Origin of the sequence: Vibrio sp. A1-b2, from assembly GCF_021726015.1 — a bacterium.
Taxonomy (GTDB): domain Bacteria; phylum Pseudomonadota; class Gammaproteobacteria; order Enterobacterales; family Vibrionaceae; genus Vibrio; species Vibrio diazotrophicus.
This window is the reverse complement of sequence record NZ_JAKKCI010000004.1, coordinates 114,447-132,816: the sequence shown is the minus strand read 5'-3', so window position 1 is coordinate 132,816 and position 18,370 is coordinate 114,447. Positions and strand designations below refer to the sequence as shown.

At 42.5% G+C, this 18,370-nt stretch carries 20 protein-coding genes; 10 read left to right on the top strand and 10 right to left on the bottom strand.

The window, feature by feature from the left end; all coding sequences use genetic code 11:
- Nucleotides 1–4 precede the first annotated feature (4 nt).
- Nucleotides 5–283 carry a SelT/SelW/SelH family protein gene (locus tag L3V23_RS10745; RefSeq protein ID WP_102953763.1) on the top strand — a complete coding sequence of 93 codons (279 nt, stop codon included), beginning with the start codon at nt 5–7 and terminating at the stop codon, nt 281–283.
- A 41-nt stretch (nt 284–324) separates the two neighbouring features.
- On the opposite strand, the gene yfcE is transcribed toward L3V23_RS10745, so the two are convergent.
- The 5 genes from yfcE to L3V23_RS10720 are packed head-to-tail and all read right to left on the bottom strand — an operon-like array spanning nt 325 to nt 3,227.
- Complete coding sequence (gene yfcE / locus L3V23_RS10740; protein WP_237292325.1) at nt 325–897, bottom strand: phosphodiesterase; 573 nt, start codon at nt 895–897, stop codon at nt 325–327.
- A gap of 45 nt (nt 898–942) precedes the next feature.
- Nucleotides 943–1,350, bottom strand: a complete 408-nt coding sequence (locus tag L3V23_RS10735) for a CBS domain-containing protein (protein WP_042486393.1) — start codon at nt 1,348–1,350, stop codon at nt 943–945.
- Nucleotides 1,347–1,697 (bottom strand): P-II family nitrogen regulator, encoded by a 351-nt coding sequence (locus tag L3V23_RS10730; RefSeq protein ID WP_042486396.1) that lies wholly within the window; start codon nt 1,695–1,697, stop codon nt 1,347–1,349. Before L3V23_RS10730 ends, L3V23_RS10735 begins: the two co-directional genes overlap by 4 nt.
- Nucleotides 1,687–2,496 carry a DUF1538 domain-containing protein gene (locus L3V23_RS10725; protein WP_102965415.1) on the bottom strand — a complete coding sequence of 270 codons (810 nt, stop codon included), beginning with the start codon at nt 2,494–2,496 and terminating at the stop codon, nt 1,687–1,689. The genes L3V23_RS10730 and L3V23_RS10725 overlap by 11 nt, the downstream gene beginning before the upstream one ends.
- On the bottom strand, nt 2,493–3,227 hold the full coding sequence (locus L3V23_RS10720) for a DUF1538 domain-containing protein (protein ID WP_042486403.1): 735 nt from the start codon (nt 3,225–3,227) through the stop codon (nt 2,493–2,495). Before L3V23_RS10720 ends, L3V23_RS10725 begins: the two co-directional genes overlap by 4 nt.
- 205 nt (nt 3,228–3,432) lie before the next feature.
- On the opposite strand from L3V23_RS10720, the gene L3V23_RS10715 reads away from it, so the two are divergent.
- From L3V23_RS10715 to L3V23_RS10695, 5 genes are all read left to right on the top strand, one after another.
- Nucleotides 3,433–4,347 (top strand): TIGR01777 family oxidoreductase, encoded by a 915-nt coding sequence (locus L3V23_RS10715; protein ID WP_102965414.1) that lies wholly within the window; start codon nt 3,433–3,435, stop codon nt 4,345–4,347.
- An 18-nt stretch (nt 4,348–4,365) separates the two neighbouring features.
- Nucleotides 4,366–5,193, top strand: a complete 828-nt coding sequence (locus L3V23_RS10710; protein WP_237292324.1) for an SDR family oxidoreductase — start codon at nt 4,366–4,368, stop codon at nt 5,191–5,193.
- Between the two features lie 342 nt (nt 5,194–5,535).
- Nucleotides 5,536–6,390 (top strand): co-chaperone YbbN, encoded by an 855-nt coding sequence (locus L3V23_RS10705; RefSeq protein ID WP_102986587.1) that lies wholly within the window; start codon nt 5,536–5,538, stop codon nt 6,388–6,390.
- Nucleotides 6,391–6,549: 159 nt separating this feature from the next.
- Nucleotides 6,550–7,479, top strand: coding sequence for an SPFH domain-containing protein (locus tag L3V23_RS10700; protein WP_102962772.1), 930 nt, complete (start codon nt 6,550–6,552; stop codon nt 7,477–7,479).
- Complete coding sequence (locus L3V23_RS10695; protein ID WP_042486418.1) at nt 7,476–7,925, top strand: NfeD family protein; 450 nt, start codon at nt 7,476–7,478, stop codon at nt 7,923–7,925. Before L3V23_RS10700 ends, L3V23_RS10695 begins: the two co-directional genes overlap by 4 nt.
- A 63-nt stretch (nt 7,926–7,988) precedes the next feature.
- Here the strand turns inward: L3V23_RS10695 and cueR are convergent, their stop codons facing one another.
- The 5 genes from cueR to zipA form a co-directional block, all read right to left on the bottom strand.
- Nucleotides 7,989–8,393, bottom strand: a complete 405-nt coding sequence (gene cueR / locus L3V23_RS10690) for a Cu(I)-responsive transcriptional regulator (protein ID WP_237292323.1) — start codon at nt 8,391–8,393, stop codon at nt 7,989–7,991.
- 62 nt (nt 8,394–8,455) lie between these two features.
- On the bottom strand, nt 8,456–9,262 hold the full coding sequence (locus L3V23_RS10685) for a hypothetical protein (protein ID WP_237292322.1): 807 nt from the start codon (nt 9,260–9,262) through the stop codon (nt 8,456–8,458).
- A 76-nt stretch (nt 9,263–9,338) separates the two neighbouring features.
- Entirely contained in the window at nt 9,339–10,343 is a 1,005-nt protein-coding gene (gene chiP / locus L3V23_RS10680; protein WP_042486426.1) for a chitoporin, read from the bottom strand.
- Nucleotides 10,344–10,830: 487 nt separating this feature from the next.
- Nucleotides 10,831–12,840, bottom strand: a complete 2,010-nt coding sequence (gene ligA / locus L3V23_RS10675; RefSeq protein WP_237292321.1) for an NAD-dependent DNA ligase LigA — start codon at nt 12,838–12,840, stop codon at nt 10,831–10,833.
- Between the two features lie 63 nt (nt 12,841–12,903).
- Nucleotides 12,904–13,761 carry a cell division protein ZipA gene (gene zipA, locus L3V23_RS10670; RefSeq protein ID WP_102953752.1) on the bottom strand — a complete coding sequence of 286 codons (858 nt, stop codon included), beginning with the start codon at nt 13,759–13,761 and terminating at the stop codon, nt 12,904–12,906.
- A 238-nt stretch (nt 13,762–13,999) separates the two neighbouring features.
- Between zipA and cysZ the strand changes: the two genes are divergently transcribed.
- The 4 genes from cysZ (at nt 14,000) to ptsI (ending at nt 18,301) form a co-directional block, all read left to right on the top strand.
- Nucleotides 14,000–14,743 (top strand): sulfate transporter CysZ, encoded by a 744-nt coding sequence (gene cysZ / locus L3V23_RS10665; RefSeq protein WP_237292320.1) that lies wholly within the window; start codon nt 14,000–14,002, stop codon nt 14,741–14,743.
- Nucleotides 14,744–14,913: 170 nt separating this feature from the next.
- Nucleotides 14,914–15,882 carry a cysteine synthase A gene (cysK, locus tag L3V23_RS10660; protein WP_042486437.1) on the top strand — a complete coding sequence of 323 codons (969 nt, stop codon included), beginning with the start codon at nt 14,914–14,916 and terminating at the stop codon, nt 15,880–15,882.
- Between the two features lie 296 nt (nt 15,883–16,178).
- Complete coding sequence (locus tag L3V23_RS10655) at nt 16,179–16,436, top strand: HPr family phosphocarrier protein (RefSeq protein ID WP_042486442.1); 258 nt, start codon at nt 16,179–16,181, stop codon at nt 16,434–16,436.
- Between the two features lie 140 nt (nt 16,437–16,576).
- On the top strand, nt 16,577–18,301 hold the full coding sequence (ptsI, locus tag L3V23_RS10650; RefSeq protein WP_042486444.1) for a phosphoenolpyruvate-protein phosphotransferase PtsI: 1,725 nt from the start codon (nt 16,577–16,579) through the stop codon (nt 18,299–18,301).
- Nucleotides 18,302–18,370: the final 69 nt, after the last annotated feature.

The window sequence follows — 18,370 nt, the reverse complement described above, 5'->3', positions numbered from 1 at the left end:
ACATATGGACAAAGCAAAAATAGACATTTTTTACTGTCGCCAATGTAACTGGATGCTAAGAGCAACTTGGATAAGCCAAGAGCTTTTGCACACATTCAGTGAAGAAATTGAAACCGTATCGCTCCACCCAGATACAGGCGGCAGATATGAGATTTTCTGTAACGGGGTACAGATCTGGGAACGCAAGAAAGATGGCGGTTTCCCAGAAGCAAAAGAGTTAAAACAGCGCGTTAGAGATCTTATTGATCCTGAACGTGACTTAGGCCACTCAGACAGAAAATAAAAGAAGAGCTCATTTGAGCTCTTCTTTTATTTCAAACCATATCAGGACGGGTCAACAGTTTCTTTTGAAATGTCTGCTTGAGCAATCACTTCACCACCATCAAGAGACTTAACCATAAGCTGGTTTTCTTCGAATAATCCATAGCTGGGTGCAAAGCCATTTCTTGGGAAAGTTACTGATCCCGGATTGAAGAAAAAGCCTTTTTCCCACTCGTGAGCAAATGGAATATGGGTATGTCCGTGAGCCAGAATGTCACGTTGCCCCATCGCAGGGCAATTTTCTTGGTTGTAAAGATGGCCGTGAGTGAGGAAGATTCTTTGTCCAGATTCAAGTATCACCCATGCGTAGTCAGACATCATCGGAAATGACAGCAACATCTGGTCAACTTCACTATCACAGTTACCTCGTACGGCTACTATTTTGTCAGCATAGTGATTAAGTCGCTCCGCTACAGCTGCTGGGTTGTATCCTTCAGGTATCGGGTTACGAGGTCCATGATTTAAAAGGTCTCCTAGCAAGACGAGCGTTGTCGCCTCTGATTGCTCAAACAAAGACAAGACTCTTTCAGTTGCAGGAAGAGAACCGTGCAAATCGGAAGCAAAAAACAGTTTCATCGTAGACCTCATAGCAAAAACCACATAAGTTTAATGGTTTAGCAACTAGTCGTCATCTCTTACCATGCCATTCACCACAATATTGTTATAACTCACCATGCCAATGATTCTCCCTCCGTCAATGACTGGCGCTCGACTTATACCAAAGCGTTCAAACAGGCGCGCGCAATATTTCACATTCATATCTGGCGAAACAGACAGCGCTGGTTTGGTCATAATTTCATAAATATTGGTTCGCTTAGGCGAGCGATTCTTCGCCAGAACTTTTTTGGCGATGTCATTCATCAGCACAATTCCATACTCATCATCTTCATGGCGTTTATCGACGATAAGGGCTTTCACCTGATGCTTTTTAGCAAGGCATATACCTTCAAATACCGTGGTCAATCCATCAACCATTACATACGTGCCCGCCATAACATCTCTGACGCGAACTTTGTCTTCTCGATTCATAGATTTTCCTCCACCACTTTCGTTAAACGTTCAACCTGATGCGCTACACCTACGGCATCTTCAATATCAATTTGAATAGCTATGCCCTGCCCTGAAGTCGCATCAAATTCGCCCACTTCATTGATTGTTTCGAGGATATGCCGAGCTAAATGCTCTTCAACAACTAACAAGATAACGTCTTTTTGAACTTCTAAAGTCAAACCAAAAAACGTTCGCTTCTTATTTAAACCTTCACCTCGCGCGTTATTAATAACCGTAGCGCCAGTTGCCCCCGCTTCTCTTGCGGCATCAAGCACTAAGTCCGTTTTTGCATCTTCGACAAATGCCAGAATTAACTTAAACCGCATTGTCTTTCTCCTTTCTAGTTGCATCTGTGCACTCAGATTTTCGATTAAGCCACTGAGTAATTTGTGCATATCCCATTACCGAAATAATAGGAAATAAGCTGGCAAATGCGATAAGACCAAAACCATCAATCATCGGATTTCGTCCTGGAACTGTCGAAGCCAGCCCAAGTCCCAATGCTGCAACAATCGGGACGGTTACAGTGGAAGTCGTTACACCTCCAGAGTCATAAGCTAAAGGGGTAATCAGTTGAGGTGCGAAAAAGGTCTGAATCACCACCACAATGTACCCGGCGATAATGTAGTAATGAATGGGGTCTCCGACCACAATCCGATAACAGCCAAGGGTAATACCTACCGCAACACCCAGCGCCACAGCCATTCTCAAACCATTGACCGATATTGCACCACCTGATACCTGATTTGCTTTGATAGCAACGGCTATCAACGAAGGTTCAGCAATGGTGGTACTAAAACCAATGCTGAAAGCAAACAAATATACCCAGTAGTAATCAACCCATTGCAATTTTTCGCCAATACTCAACCGGTATTCGGTCAGCAAGTCGGGCGAGGTTAATTGCATCGCCATGGTTTTCCCTAAAGGAAATAACGCAAACTCCAGCCCTAGAAGGAACAGAGTAAGACCCAAAATCACATAGGCGAATCCGATTAACACTCTCATTGGGTTCGCGAGTGGTTTACGCAAAACAACAAATTGAAAGCCTGCAATGATCACGGCTATCGGAAAGACATCCTGAAGAGTGGATATGAGTGTGGAATAAAAAGTGCCAAGTGAAATCATGTCATCACCATGCCGAATACCATGACAAAAATCATCGGCAATAGAGAGGCAAACGCGATAAGACCAAATCCATCAAGCATCGGATTTCTGCCTTTAATAGCAGAAGCAAGACCAATCCCCAGCGCTGTGACTAAGGGGACAGTAATGGTTGAAGTAGTGACACCACCAGAATCGTAGGCAATACCGATGATGCTTGGTGGAGCAAAAGCTGTCATTACCACAACTCCAATGTAACCTATCGCTATCATGTAATGAATCGGCCAGCCTTTAACGATGCGAATGACTCCTATCACAATGGCAATACCCACAGATAAAGCAACGGTTAGCCTAAGTCCGTTAGCGTATCTTTCCATTTCTTGCTCTGAATGTGTAATCATCCCTCCTTCGGCGGCCACTTTGGCGGCTTCTGTTGCAATGGAGGTAAGTGCTGGTTCAGCAATCGTCGTTCCGAAGCCAAGACAAAACGCAAATGCCAGCAGCCAGAATGCGCTACCCTTGCGAGCAAACGCTTGAGCCATCGATTCCCCTATCGGAAACAGCCCCATTTCTAAACCAAATATAAAAAAAGTAAGCCCCAAAACGACAAGGACCAGTCCAAATAAAACGCTTAAGAAATTAGGTAGAACATCTTGTAAAACAAACAATTGAAAAAAGGCTATAACCATCACGATTGGCATCAGGTCTCGCATACTCGCTAACATCGCTTTAAATAGTGCTGTCAATCCTGACATATTTCCCCCATAACAATTGTTATGACTCATCATGGCAAAAGAACCCTAAAGTTGGTGTGACCTAGGTACAGGGCTGAGTAAAAAATTATCACAAGTAAAAACAGTGTATTGGAAGTTCTCACTGGATCTCGTACTCTGGTAACAACAGCTGTGCTGCGAATGAGCTTGTAGATACTGCCTATACTTAGGTAGCAAAGGAGAGGCTATGAATATACTTATCACTGGCGGAACTGGTTTTATCGGGCGTGAATTGTTAAAGCTACTGATGACCGAACAAGTAACCGTATTAACGCGCAACACAGAAAATGCAAAGCGTCAGTTAAGTCATATTCGGAGTGGCAATCTCAACTTCATTAACTCTTTGCTTGATTTACAAGACCTCAATCATTTCGATGCAGTAATCAACTTGGCTGGCGAGCCCATTGCCAATAAACGCTGGAGCCGAAAACAAAAGTTACGCATATGCCGCAGTCGGTGGGACATTACCGAGCAACTGGTGTCGCTGATTCATGCCAGCACCAAACCACCAGCAGTATTGATCAGTGGCTCTGCCGTCGGTTATTACGGAGACCAACAGTCTCATCCTTTTGACGAAAGTCTGCATGTCCACCATCAAAGCTTTTCCCATCAAGTGTGTGACAAATGGGAACAAATTGCTCTGAGAGCGCAATCAGACAGGACAAGAGTATGCTTATTGAGAACGGGTGTCGTGCTTTCCCCCGCGGGTGGCGCACTACAGAAAATGCTCCCACCATATAAGTTGGGATTAGGCGGTCCTATTGGCTCTGGACAACAATATGTCCCTTGGATACATATGACAGACATGGTGCAGGCTATTGTGTTCTTGTTGAGGACAGAGCATGCTCAAGGTGCATTTAACTTATGCGCTCCACACCCTGCAACTAATGCACTGTTTAGCCAATGTTTAGCCTCTGCAATTAAACGCCCGCACTTTTTATTCACGCCTAAATGGGCGATAAAATTACTCATGGGTGAAGCTTCTGAACTGTTGATTGATAGCATGCGTGCAAAGCCCAAAAAACTGACTGAGCTAGAGTTCCAGTTTCAGTTTTCCCACATTGAACCCGCACTAAAAAACCTACTTCAGTACGCCAATTAGTTTTATTTAGGAATATTCATGACGCATTCAATATTAATCACAGGTTGCTCTTCGGGCATAGGTTATATGGCGGCTCACGCCTTGCATAAACGAGGGTATCAAGTGATTGCGTCTTGCAGAAAACAACAAGATGTACAAAGGCTCAACAACGAAGGACTAACCTGTATCCAACTCGATCTGGCTGATGAAGCGAGTATTAAACAAGCGGTAGAACAAGCACTTGAACTTTCAAACCACAAGCTTTCCGCTTTATTTAACAACGGCGCCTATGGTCAACCAGGTGCATTAGAAGATTTACCGACCCAAGCATTACGCCAGCAGCTGGAAACCAACCTATTCGGTTGGCATACACTAACCACAGCGCTACTGCCTCACTTTCGCCAACAAGGACATGGGCGCATTGTACAAAACAGCTCGATCTTAGGTTTTGCCGCCATGAAATACAGAGGCGCTTATAATACCTCGAAGTTTGCTCTAGAAGGTTGGACAGATACTCTCCGTCTTGAGTTAAGACATACCAACATAAAAATTAGCATTATTGAACCGGGACCAATAGAAACTGAATTTAGAGCAAATGCATTACAAGCATTTAAACAATGGATAAACATACAAGAGAGTGTTCATCACTCTGAATATGAAGCTCAGTTGGCTCGTTTAGCTAAAGGGACTTCCAATAATCGTTTCGTACTTCCCCCAGAGGCCTGCTTAGAACCTTTGATCCATGCTTTAGAGTCTGCCAAGCCAAAATTACGTTATAGGGTAACAACACCAACCAAAGTTGCGGCAATTTTAAAGCGAGTGTTACCCGGCGCGATGTTGGACAAATTGCTCTACAAAGCGGCGTGAAATTAATCAAAACTTTTTTGTTAAAAATAGAATTGTCATTTATTCGCAACATTTACCATTGATACTGCGCAGATATTAAGCAAATTATTTGTATTGAGTAAGGTGTGTTGAGTTCATCTATGACATTAAACCAGTGTAATTGGCTTGGTATTTGTATTGCACTCATTTTAATTGTGACGCTCTAATACCCTGCTATATCAACAAAAACGCCACCAATAGGTGGCGTTTTTGTTTCTCTATTCTAGCCTTCATCTTGTAATTAGTGGCTTGAAATTCTTCATAGTGCCCCAATGTAAAGTACATACTACAGTGCTCAAGATTCAGGAGCGAAAAGGAATGTCCATGCAGTCACCATTTATCGTTGACGTTAATCAACAAAACTTTCGTCAGGTACTCGAAAGTTCAGCATCTACTCCAATTCTATTTTACTTTTGGGCGCCGATAAGCCAAGAAAGCGCGCAGATGATTCCGGCGCTGCAACAACTCACTCAGCAATACAATGGTGTATTTACACTAGCAATGCTGAACTGTCAGGATGAACAAGAGATTGCTGCCCAATTTGGTGTTCAGTCTTTACCGACTATCGCTTTATTTATCAATGGTCAGCCTGTTGATGGTATCGGTGGACCTCAGCCAATTGAAGTCGTGAAAGAAATGCTTAACCGTCATTTACCTAGCCAAGACGAAATGACGCTGAACCAAGCATTAGAGCTGGTGCAAGCACAACAACACCAACAAGCTCTTCCTCTGCTTCTTTCACTGCCAGAAGAACTAAAAAGTAAAGGCGATGTAAAACTTGCTCTTGCTGATTGTTTTATTGAATCAGGTCAGATAGAAGCGGCAAAAGCTGAGCTGGAATTCATCCCATTGGAATATCAAGACGGTTACTACAAAAGCTTAATGGCTAAACTAGAGCTGCATGATCAAGCGTCTAACAGCCCAGAAATTCAAGCATTAGAAGCGGCATTATCAGAAAACCCTCAAGATGCAAAAATCGCAGTTGAACTGGCCACTCAGTATCATCAAGTTAAACGAGATGAAGATGCCCTAGAACTATTATGGCGATTCCTAAAATCGGATCTGAATACCTTAGATGGAGAGATGAAAAAGACATTTATGGACATACTCAGTGCTATAGGCCAAGGCAATAGCATCGCAAGCAAATATCGCCGTCAGTTATACTCACTTCTTTACTAGTCAGCACTATAGATAGGCAGGTTAATAATACCTGCCTTTTTTCTGAACTTTACTACAAAACCCATGCCTAAATATTGTTCAATTCTTCTCTATACCACACACTGCATTTAGGGAGTTTCCATCCCTTCTTACATAATTAACTTATTAAGGACATGTGTTATGGCTTTTGATTCACTCATTGCTATCGGTGTGTTTGTTTTTCTAGCAATTGTTTTTATTTTTTCAGCAGTTAAAACCGTACCTCAAGGCAACAACTGGACGGTAGAACGCTTTGGCCGTTACACTCATAGCCTAAAGCCGGGGCTCAACATCATTATTCCGTTCATCGATCAAGTTGGCCGTAAAATCAATATGATGGAACGAGTGCTTGATATTCCAGCTCAGGAAGTCATCAGTAAAGACAACGCAAATGTTGTAATCGATGCGGTCTGCTTTGTTCAAGTCATCGATGCCGCTAAAGCTGCTTATGAAGTCAACGATTTAGAAAACGCGATTCGTAACCTGACTTTGACTAACATGCGTACTGTACTGGGTTCTTTGGAACTTGATGAGATGCTCAGTCAGCGAGATATGATCAACACTAAACTGCTGTCAATTGTTGACCAAGCAACTAACCCTTGGGGCGTTAAAGTCACACGTATAGAAATCAAAGATGTTCAGCCACCAACCGATTTGACAGAAGCCATGAATGCGCAAATGAAGGCAGAACGGATGAAACGAGCCTCCATATTAGAAGCTGAAGGTGTTCGCCAAGCTGAAATATTGAAAGCAGAAGGTCAAAAACAATCTGAAATTCTAAAAGCGGAAGGTGAAAAGCAGGCAGCCATCTTACAGGCAGAGGCCCGTGAGCGTGCAGCTGAGGCAGAAGCAAGAGCGACAGAAATGGTCTCTCAAGCCATCGCACAAGGTGATATGCAAGCGGTGAACTACTTCATTGCACAAGGATATACTGACGCTCTAAAAGCTATCGGTCAGGCAGAGAATGGCAAAATCATTATGCTTCCGCTAGAAGCAACTGGCTTGATGGGTTCCGTGGCTGGTATTGCCGAAATGTTTAAACAAACCAACAAAAAAGAGGCTGATTCTTGATTGAATTTTTAACTCAGCTAAACCATTGGCATTGGTTAGCTCTTGGCTTATGTCTGTTAGCCGTCGAACTGATTGGAACCGCAGGGTATTTTCTTTGGTTGGGGATCTCGGCGCTTATTGTGGGAGTTGTTGTCGTTTTCCTACCGATTGGTTGGCAACTGCAATGGATGTCATTCGCGAGTTTCTCATTAATCACCACCTGGTTATGGTGGAGGAAGCAACTCTCTACAGACAAGGAAGACGATGCGCACAGAGAACTTAATCAGAAAGACAAGCAACTCATCGGCAAAACTTCGGTTGTTGAACAGGATGTTGAAGCCGGTCAGTTTCGCTTGATTCTGGGTGACACCACATGGACAGCAGAATGCGATGTGCCGCTAAAAGCAGGAACGCGAGTCAAAGTTATCCATGTAGATGGTATTGTCGTGAAAGTTGAACCAATCTAAACAAAAGTAAACCTTTGTCTAAAAACAAAAAATGCAAGCCTACAGCTTATGTGTTGGCTTGCATTATTTCGTTTTACAGCATTGTCCTTTCAAATCGTCAATGATCGGACATTCACTCCCCTCATCACCGGGGCATTCCTGAATCCATAGTTCCAATTGCTGTTTTATAACGGTCAGCTCTTTCAGCTTCTGCTCAACATTTTTTAGCTTCTGCTGTGCTTTTTCTTTCACCGCGAAACTACTTCTTTCAGGGTCATTGGCCAAGTTGAGCATCGCTTTACACTCATCCAGACTGAAACCAACACCCTTACATCGAGCAATCAGGTTGAGATCGGCGACATGTTGGTCATGATAATCTCGGTAGCCATTGTCCAAGCGATGTGGCGGTTTAATTAACCCTTTTTCTTCATACAGTCTGATCGATTTAGCTGTCAGACCTGTCTTTTTTGAGACTTCACTGATGTTCATTGTTCAACTATTACTAATAAAAGACATGGTTAAACCATGCCTCTAATTAGTCGAAATAGCAATTACTCCTGACGAATTAACCAAGCTAAGATTTCTGACTTCTCAGCCTTGCTTGCTTTGTCATACCAATAAGCCATCATTTCCATGGGCTTATTATCGGTCTTAATCATGTTCGTGACAGACGTTCTTTGGCTGAACGCCCAGTCTGCAAATTGTTTTTGCTCTTCAGCGGTACCTTCATTGAACCAGTATTGAACCATGTCTTGAGATTGACTCTTAATCTCGGCTGGTAGCGTGGTGACCGGAACGACTTGCTGAGGTTGTTTACTCATTGCATAAGCCGCTTCATTTTTTACCGCTTCAAAATAGGCTTTAGGCACAGAGAACTGCACAACATTCTTGTCAGTCTTAGAAGCTAAGGTGAACTCAACTTCATCGCCTGTGAACTGGGATATTTTTTCTTCACTCAAAGGGAATTGGAACCACTGGGTAACAGTACAATGCTCAGTACAAGTTTCCGCTACAGGGCGATAATCAACAATAGAATTGCTTTCATTACTCACAGTAACGTTATCGAAACGGTCGTAGCTTTTAAATGTTGTAACACTCATATCAACATACGACCCTTTTACATCTGCATTGGCTTCTTTTGCATAATTGCCAACATAGAAGAGTGAAGATTTTACAACATCAGCACCGGTAACCGCTTTGGTATCCGGCATAATTTCTTTTGCGACAACCTGAACATAGTTATGTCTCTCTTTGACCGAGCTCGCGACATCATCAAATGTACTAGAACTATCTAAAGTGCTGCAGCCACTTAGAATCAACACAGTTGAAATTATCAATGATGTTTTATTTTTCTTCATACTTATTATCCTTGGGAGCTAGGTAAAACACCGGCACTAGGCCGGCGTTTTTATTAAGAAAGGTAATTAGCTACGATTAGAAGCCGTACTCCATACCTATACGTACAAATGCTTTCTTGTCGTCAGAGTTGTAAGCGTCATGTTGGCCCACACGTAGGTAAGGAACAAAACCGTTCTTCACATACATTAACTGAGCAGACAAAACTTCATCGTCATCGTTTTGCTTGGTGCTAGCCACTTCCGAATCTAGGTTAGCCGCGTAACCTACTTTCACGCCCCATGGGCCGTTCCAGTATTGACCGATGATAGAGTATTGACCCTGCTCACCTTCCTGACCAGCAACAGTTTTAGACTCACCTTCACTAAACTTGTAAGCACCAGCTAAACCAAAACCAGCAGGTAGAGGCAGTTCAAAACCAACAATGTATGCTGTTGAATCAAAGGCTGTGCCATTGTATTTTGAATTCGACTCATAGCCACCATGTAATGTCACTATATCAGCAACATTATAGTGAACACCGAAACCTACGTGGTTCGAGCCATCTACATCTTTATCACCACGACCAACAGACGCATTAAAAGTCAAACCACCAAATGCTGGTGAATCATAGCGTGCAATATCGCCTTTACGGTCATAGTGAGCTTTAACGTCACCGCCCCAGTCAAACACACGGCCTAGACCTGGGTTTGAGTATGGCCAGTCAACGATTTCGTATAGAGGTGTTAGCATACGACCGAAGCGAACTTTACCCCAGTCACCTTGCAAACCTAAGAAAGTGTCACGAGCACCAAGTGTAGAACCTTTACCATCTTCGCCTACATAACCTGATTCGATTTGCATGAATACGTTAACGTTATCAAACATATCTTTGCTAGCACGGAAACCAATACGCGATTCGTTCTCATAGTCATAGCCATTACCATCTTCTTGATAGAATGCAGAGATAGCCGCAACACCGTATGCTTGAACATTAAAATCTGAAAGTACGCCGATTTGACCTGTTTCGCCTTCTGCGAATGCCGAAGTTGAAGCGATAGCGACTGCCGCACCGATAAGCGTGCGTTTAAATACTTTTTCCATGGAAAAACTCCTAAAAATAGACATAGCTGTTTGTTTCGTCTCTCTTAAGTTGGCCGCCGAAGAGAAGACTTATATTTCGAGCTTTAATGCGATTAACTTCGCTCTAAAAACTCTGAATGCACGAGTACATTCATGCAACTAGACTAACTTTATGGAGTAAAACATCAATGAGAACTTAATTTTCGACTAAAAAAATATGAACTTGAGCAAACTTTAATCGAGTAAGTGATCGAGATCTCAATCTCAAATACACAATATGAAACAAATACATATTTAATTTAAAAACAAACACTTAAATAAATTCAATTTTATATTAGTTGAATTACATCGCATATTTTTCAAGAAGATTTCATAAAGATGCAAACTGTTACATTTGACAGACTGGGGGAGAGAGTTGCGGTTGTAACGGATATGTTTAAAGTTATTTTACGCATAAAAATAAAGCCTCAGTAATAAATTACAGAGGCTTTTTGATAAATAACTGTTGTTACTTCATTAAGTCTAACAAATCTTGTTCGTTGCGAATCTCAATACCAAGCTCTTGCGCCTTTGCTAATTTCGAGCCAGCCGCTTCGCCCGCAAAAAGTATATCTGTATTCTTGGAAACACTTCCTGTCACTTTCGCACCTAAAGCCTGAAGAGCGGCTTTGGCATCATTGCGAGAAAGTTGCAACAGAGAGCCTGTTAGGACAACCACTTTTCCTGCCAATGGCTGAGGGGCGTCTTCGCTTTGAGGTTCTATATCACTCCACTCAACACCAAGCTCAATCAATTCCTGAATCACTTTATTGTTGTTCTCTTGGGCAAAGAAACTGTGAATATGATTAGCAACCACATTGCCAACATCAGGTACTGCGATTAACTGCTCCACCGAAGCTTGGCTAATCGCCCCTAGATTTGAGAAGTATTGAGCTAAGTTCAACGCTGTCGCTTCACCAACTTCCCTTATACCCAGCGAATAGAGGAAGCGTGGTAGTGTAGTTTGCTTGGATTTCTCAAGCGCATTGACGATGTTTTGCGCCGATTTTGGCCCCATGCGTTCCAAAATGGTTAGCTCACCTGCTCGTAATTTAAATAAATCAGCAGGGGTCACCACCATTTCTTTATCTACCAGTTGTTCGATAACTTTGTCACCTAACCCATCAACATCCAAAGCTTTGCGGGATACAAAGTGCTTGAGCGCTTCTTTGCGCTGCGCTTGACAGACTAATCCGCCAGTACAACGCGCAACGGCTTCGCCTTCCACACGTTCAACCGCTGATTGGCAGACAGGGCAAGTAACAGGGAAAATAATCTCTCGAGCGCTTTCAGGACGTAACTCTTGCACAACAGATACAATTTGAGGAATCACATCCCCGGCGCGGCGAATAATAACGGTATCACCAACTTTCACGCCTAGACGCTCAATTTCATCGGCATTGTGTAGGGTTGCATTACTGACTGTCACCCCACCGACAAATACTGGATCTAATTTAGCTACTGGCGTAATCGCGCCTGTTCGACCGACCTGAAACTCGACATCGTTCAAGATTGTCATTTCTTCTTGAGCAGGGAATTTGTACGCAATTGCCCAGCGTGGTGCACGAGCAACAAAACCAAGCTGTTCCTGAAGCGCAATATCATCCAGCTTGATCACAACACCGTCAATTTCATAAGGTAGCTCAGATCGACGCTGCAAAATATCTTGATAATAAGCTTTTACATCATCAAGAGACTGAACTCTCCTGGTTTCCGGGCACATTGGTAGCCCCCAGCCTTTCAATTGAATAAAGCGATCGTAGTGACTCGATGAAAGCTCTCCGCCTTCAATCACACCTACGCTGTATGCATAAAAAGCTAAAGGACGTTTTGCCGTAATGCGTGAATCAAGCTGACGTAAACTCCCTGCTGCTGCATTTCGAGGGTTAACAAATACCTTTTCACCTTTTTTCACCGCAAGCTCATTCATGCGTTCAAAACCCGCTTTTGGCATAAACACTTCGCCACGCACTTCTATGCGTAACGGCCATGAATCACCTTGCAGTTTTAAAGGAATAGACTTTATAGTGCGCACGTTTTCAGTGATGTTTTCGCCCGTAGCGCCATCACCTCGAGTAGCTGCTCTGACTAAAACGCCATTTTCATAAAGCAGGCTAACCGCAAGACCATCGAGCTTAGGCTCGCAACAAAATTCAGCTTGCTTGGCAGCAGCAACACGGTCACCCATTCGACGATTAAATGCGTTTAACTCATCGTCATCAAATGCATTGTCCAAAGACAACATCGGAATTTCATGGGTCACAGGTTCAAACCCACTTAATGGCATTCCACCTACTCGTTGGCTTGGCGAATCAGCAGTAACTAACTCTGGATGAGCTTCCTCTAAATCGAGTAATTCACGCATTAAACGGTCATATTCGGCATCAGGAATGGTCGGATCATCTTCAACGTAATAGCGAATCGCGTGAATATGTAGCGTTTCTCTTAGTTCTTTTAGTCTTTGCTCTACGTTTTGCATTCTTATTCTCTCGAATCATGAAAAAAGGCTCCGACTTGGAGCCTTTTAATAATAACTGTTCACTTACTGCTGAGCAGCTTTGATCTTAAAATCTTGAATTTGTTTTCTATAAGCATCTAATCGATCTGGAGTCATCATGTTACGAGAATCGTCCAGTACGTTACCGCTCAGATCATCTGCTATTTGCTGTGCTGTTTTCAACATCAACTTGAAGTTCTGAGCAGGGTCACCGAAACAAGGCAAAGTCATAAAGAATGAAATACCTTTAGTCGTAAACTCCGCTGGGTCATCGTGCTTTAGTGTTCCAGGTTGCATCATGTTTGCAACGCTGAAGAGCACTTTGCCCGTTCCAGACATATCAGCATGGCGATGGAAGATATCCATTTCACCGTAAAGTAGACCGTTTTGTTGCATGCTATCGAACAGCTTAGTACCCACAAACGGTTCGTTACCTGCACAATGGACATTTAGAACGATGACTTCCATTTCATCCGATTTCGGCTCTTTGTTATCCGTTGCTGAAGGCTGTTCTTCAGTTACTGAATCAGTCACTGCCTCATCGTTGTCTTTCTCAACAACCATAGAAGGCACATCAAGTTCCATCTCATCTTCAACAGTATTAATAGCAGTTGTAGCATCAACGGTTGGTTCGTAATCAGAAATCAAAGGATCAGCTTCAGTTGCAGTATCGGACAAACCAAAATCAGGCTCTTTACGATCCTTACGAATGATCTCGTAGTCATCTTCAGGAGCAAATGCACGAGAAGGTACTGTATCTTCTTGTTCAACCTCTAATTTACCAAGTGGCTTATCACCGAACTTGGATTTCCCTTCTTTCTTACTGGTCCACAGACCATGAAATAGCAAAGCGGCTATCGCTAGCGCGCCAACAATAATGAGTACGAATCGCAATTCCTGCATCTTAAACTCTCGGTTTCTCGATTTTTGATGTCCTGAATTTCACGCTTTCTAAGAACGTCAACCAGAGGCAAAATTTCTTATATCCAGATACTCTACCAAAACTCTACCCCGATTTAGAACAACTTAATGTTATAAGTTGAGATAACAATGAGATTTTTAGCATTCTTTCATTCTGATTTAGCTTGGTTACAATAGAATGCTCATCCTTATGACACTTTAATAAGACACGGAATAAGCTATGCATTTGAAACAGCGCTCAGGCTTGGGTTATTTTTTCTACGGATTCGAACTGGCGGTATCACCCGGCATTCGACGTTTCGTGATTCTACCACTGCTGGCCAACATTTTATTAGTAGGCGGAGCCTTATATTATCTTTTCATCCACTTAGATGAATGGATTAACAGCTGGATGGGTCACATTCCTAGTTTTCTATCTTGGCTAAGCTACATTCTGTGGCCGCTGCTAGTACTTACGATTCTTGCAACGTTTTCTTACTTCTTCAGCACATTAGCTAACTTTATTGCCGCACCGTTCAACGGGTTACTGGCTGAAAAAGTAGAACAGAAAATGATTGGAGACAAAGTGAATGATGACGGAGTGTTAGATTTCGTCAAAGACGTTCCGCGAATTATGGCTCGCGAATGGCGAAAGCTGCTTTATGTATTACCTAAAGCGCTTGGGTTATTCATCCTGCTATTGATTCCTGCTGTTGGGCAAACCATAGGCCCTTTTGCATGGTTTATCTTCACTGCTTGGATGCTTGCCATTCAATACTGTGATTACCCGTTTGATAACCACAAAGTGTCCTTTCAGGACATGAGAAACAGTTTGAAACAAAAACAAAGCAAAGCTTATGGCTTCGGTATTCTGGTCGCTTTTCTTACAACTATACCTATTATTAATCTAATCGTAATGCCTGTCGCTGTTTGCGGCGCAACCGCGATGTGGGTGAATGAATTTAAACGCAACTACAAAAGTTAATAAGGCAATGTCATCGCTTAAGTTAGGTAAACTGCTGAAAGATCTCTTCTATCTATAAGATATAACGATTTAATCCTTTTACCTTTTTAAGTGAGCACATATGCTCTTTTTGTATCCGCTAACGTATCGTTATACCGATACCCAAACATGCGTAATGAAGGAATATAACAATGAGCAAAATCTACGAAGACAACTCTCTTACTATTGGCAACACTCCTCTAGTACGACTAAATAAAGTCAGCAAAGGAAAAGTATTAGCGAAAATTGAATCTCGCAACCCAAGCTTTAGCGTTAAATGCCGTATCGGTGCCAACATGATTTGGGAAGCAGAAAAACAAGGTACACTTAAGCCTGGCGTTGAATTAGTAGAACCAACAAGTGGTAACACTGGTATTGCTCTTGCGTTTGTTGCTGCTGCTCGCGGTTACAAATTGACACTGACTATGCCTGAGTCAATGAGCTTAGAGCGTCGTAAACTACTTAAAGCACTAGGTGCTAATCTAGAGCTGACTGAAGCAGCAAAAGGCATGAAAGGCGCTATTGCTAAAGCGGAAGAAATTGTTGCAAGCAACCCAGAAAAGTATCTGCTTCTACAACAATTCAACAACCCAGCAAACCCTCAGATCCATGAAAAAACCACAGGCCCTGAAATTTGGGACGCGACTGACGGCCAAGTTGATGTGTTCGTTGCAGGTGTAGGTACTGGTGGTACGCTAACAGGTACAAGCCGTTTCATTAAAGGTGAAAAAGGTAAAGCAATTATCTCTGTTGCTGTTGAGCCAGCCGAATCTCCAGTCATAACTCAAGCGCTTGCGGGTGATGAAATTCAGCCTGCTCCACACAAAATTCAAGGTATCGGTGCTGGTTTTATCCCAGGTAACCTAGATTTAGACCTAATTGACCGCGTTGAAACAGTAACTTCTGACGAAGCAATTGATATGGCTCGTCGCCTAATGGAAGAGGAAGGTATCCTTGCAGGTATCTCTTCAGGTGCAGCAGTCGTTGCAGCTAACCGTTTGGCTGAACTCCCTGAATTTGAAGGAAAAACAATTGTAACTGTACTGCCAAGTTCAGGTGAACGTTACCTAAGTACAGCCCTATTTGCTGGCATTTTCACGGAAAAAGAAAACCAACAGTAATATGTGGTTAAATCAATTTTTCATTTAAAAAAGCCCCTTGATGGGGCTTTTTTGTTGATCCTATTTCTACCTTTGGTAATATCACCCTGTTTTATTTTTAGCTTCAAAATAAAGAAGCAATAAAAATTCCAGTTCAATGGTAATCGCCAACTCACAGGCAATACGATTGACGAATTTTAGATCAGTATCAGTTCTAACACGAAAAGCACGTTACTCTGCTAGCAGAAACGCGCTTCTAAGGTTAAGCTAAAACTGGTTAATAAACTTACAAAAAATAAATTATTGGGGTATATCACATGTACGAGAAGAAAGTAGAAATTACTGCAGAAAACGGTCTTCACACTCGTCCTGCGGCACAATTCGTTAAAGAAGCTAAAGCTTTCGATGCGGATATCACTGTTACTTCTAACGGCAAAAGTGCTAGTGCTAAGAGCCTATTCAAGCTTCAAACACTAGGTCTAGTTAAAGGCACTGTAGTAACTATCTCTGCAGAAGGTCCTCAAGCTCAAAAAGCTGTTGACCACCTAGTAGCACTAATGGACCAACTTCACTAATCAGGTCTATTCCAATTCAAAGCCATTTTGGACAACCAAAGTGGCTTTGTTGGATATTATTCAAAGAATAAGCTAAAAATATCTTTAGCGCCTGCGTCCATTTATCTCCCGTTTACAGTTGACCAATTTAAGGTAAAGCTATGATTTCAGGTATCCTAGCATCTCCAGGTATTGCTATCGGTAAAGCACTACTACTTCAAGAAGATGAAATTGTCCTAAATACAAACACCATTTCTGACGATCAAGTAGAATCTGAAGTTGCTCGTTTTTACGACGCTCGCAACAAAGCTTCTGCACAGTTGGAAGTAATCAAGCAAAAAGCGCTTGAAACGTTTGGTGAAGAAAAAGAAGCCATCTTTGAAGGCCACATCATGTTGCTTGAAGATGAAGAGCTAGAAGAAGAAATTTTAGCACTCATCAAAAACGATAAGCTGTCAGCAGATAACGCTATTTACACTGTTATCGAAGAGCAAGCTTCTGCGCTTGAGTCTCTAGACGACGAATACCTAAAAGAGCGTGCAACAGATATCCGTGATATCGGTTCTCGTTTTGTTAAGAACGCACTAGGCATCAATGTAGTTTCACTCGCTAACATCAATGAGCGAGTTATCCTAGTTGCTAATGACCTAACACCTTCTGAAACTGCGCAAATCAATCTTGATTACGTGCTTGGTTTCGCATGTGATATCGGCGGTCGTACTTCTCATACTTCAATCATGGCTCGTTCTCTAGAACTTCCAGCGATTGTAGGTACCAACGATATTACTAAACAAGTTAAGAACGGTGACATGCTGGTTCTTGACGCAATTAACAACAAGATTTTTGTTAATCCAACTGCTGCTGAATTAGCTGAAGCAGAAAAGGTACAGCAAGCTTTCATCGATGAAAAAGAAGAGCTAGCGAAACTTAAAGATCTTCACGCTGAGACTCTAGACGGACACCGAGTAGAAGTATGCGGCAATATCGGTACAGTGAAAGACTGTGACGGTATCCTACGCAACGGCGGCGAAGGTGTTGGTCTGTACCGTACAGAATTCCTATTTATGGATCGTACGTCTCTTCCTACTGAAGAAGAGCAGTACCAAGCTTACAAAGAAGTTGCAGAAGCAATGGAAGGTCAAGCTGTCATTATCCGTACTATGGATATCGGTGGTGATAAAGATCTACCATATATGGATCTACCAAAAGAGATGAACCCGTTCCTAGGCTGGCGTGCAGTACGTATCAGCTTGGATCGTCGTGAAATTCTACGTGACCAGTTACGCGGTATCCTACGTGCATCTGCACACGGTAAACTTCGTATCATGTTCCCGATGATTATCTCTGTTGAAGAGATCCGTGCTCTTAAAGAAGCCATCGAAGAATACAAAGCAGAACTTCGCGAAGAAGGTCATGCATTTGATGAAAGCATCGAAATCGGTGTAATGGTTGAAACGCCAGCAGCGGCTGCAATTGCGCACCACTTAGCGAAAGAAGTGTCATTCTTCTCTATCGGTACTAACGATTTGACTCAGTACACACTAGCGGTAGACCGTGGTAACGAGATGATTTCTCACCTATACAACCCACTGTCTCCAGCAGTACTAACTGTTATCAAACAAGTTATCGATGCATCACATGCAGAAGGTAAATGGACTGGTATGTGTGGTGAGCTAGCAGGTGATGAACGCGCAACACTTCTTCTACTAGGTATGGGCTTAGATGAGTTCTCAATGAGCGGTATTTCTATCCCTAAAGTGAAAAAAGTTGTTCGTAACTCTAACTTCGCAGAAGTTAAAGCAATGGCTGAGGAAGCGCTTTCTCTACCAACTGCTGCAGAAATCGAAGCATGCGTTGAAAAATTCATCGCTGAAAAAACACAATAATCTGTGAATACCAATGATTTAGACGACTAAAAGTAGTCGTCTATTGTTTTTGATTGGTATACTATACTT

What these genes read in the sequence shown, in the direction of transcription:
- L3V23_RS10745 (WP_102953763.1), top strand. Translation starts at nt 5, where the DNA reads ATGGACAAAGCAAAAATAGACATTTTTTACTGTCGCCAATGTAACTGG.
- yfcE (WP_237292325.1), bottom strand. Translation starts at nt 897, where the DNA reads ATGAAACTGTTTTTTGCTTCCGATTTGCACGGTTCTCTTCCTGCAACT.
- L3V23_RS10735 (WP_042486393.1), bottom strand. Translation starts at nt 1,350, where the DNA reads ATGAATCGAGAAGACAAAGTTCGCGTCAGAGATGTTATGGCGGGCACG.
- L3V23_RS10730 (WP_042486396.1), bottom strand. Translation starts at nt 1,697, where the DNA reads ATGCGGTTTAAGTTAATTCTGGCATTTGTCGAAGATGCAAAAACGGAC.
- L3V23_RS10725 (WP_102965415.1), bottom strand. Translation starts at nt 2,496, where the DNA reads ATGATTTCACTTGGCACTTTTTATTCCACACTCATATCCACTCTTCAG.
- L3V23_RS10720 (WP_042486403.1), bottom strand. Translation starts at nt 3,227, where the DNA reads ATGTCAGGATTGACAGCACTATTTAAAGCGATGTTAGCGAGTATGCGA.
- L3V23_RS10715 (WP_102965414.1), top strand. Translation starts at nt 3,433, where the DNA reads ATGAATATACTTATCACTGGCGGAACTGGTTTTATCGGGCGTGAATTG.
- L3V23_RS10710 (WP_237292324.1), top strand. Translation starts at nt 4,366, where the DNA reads ATGACGCATTCAATATTAATCACAGGTTGCTCTTCGGGCATAGGTTAT.
- L3V23_RS10705 (WP_102986587.1), top strand. Translation starts at nt 5,536, where the DNA reads ATGCAGTCACCATTTATCGTTGACGTTAATCAACAAAACTTTCGTCAG.
- L3V23_RS10700 (WP_102962772.1), top strand. Translation starts at nt 6,550, where the DNA reads ATGGCTTTTGATTCACTCATTGCTATCGGTGTGTTTGTTTTTCTAGCA.
- cueR (WP_237292323.1), bottom strand. Translation starts at nt 8,393, where the DNA reads ATGAACATCAGTGAAGTCTCAAAAAAGACAGGTCTGACAGCTAAATCG.
- L3V23_RS10685 (WP_237292322.1), bottom strand. Translation starts at nt 9,262, where the DNA reads ATGAAGAAAAATAAAACATCATTGATAATTTCAACTGTGTTGATTCTA.
- chiP (WP_042486426.1), bottom strand. Translation starts at nt 10,343, where the DNA reads ATGGAAAAAGTATTTAAACGCACGCTTATCGGTGCGGCAGTCGCTATC.
- ligA (WP_237292321.1), bottom strand. Translation starts at nt 12,840, where the DNA reads ATGCAAAACGTAGAGCAAAGACTAAAAGAACTAAGAGAAACGCTACAT.
- zipA (WP_102953752.1), bottom strand. Translation starts at nt 13,761, where the DNA reads ATGCAGGAATTGCGATTCGTACTCATTATTGTTGGCGCGCTAGCGATA.
- cysZ (WP_237292320.1), top strand. Translation starts at nt 14,000, where the DNA reads ATGCATTTGAAACAGCGCTCAGGCTTGGGTTATTTTTTCTACGGATTC.
- cysK (WP_042486437.1), top strand. Translation starts at nt 14,914, where the DNA reads ATGAGCAAAATCTACGAAGACAACTCTCTTACTATTGGCAACACTCCT.
- L3V23_RS10655 (WP_042486442.1), top strand. Translation starts at nt 16,179, where the DNA reads ATGTACGAGAAGAAAGTAGAAATTACTGCAGAAAACGGTCTTCACACT.
- ptsI (WP_042486444.1), top strand. Translation starts at nt 16,577, where the DNA reads ATGATTTCAGGTATCCTAGCATCTCCAGGTATTGCTATCGGTAAAGCA.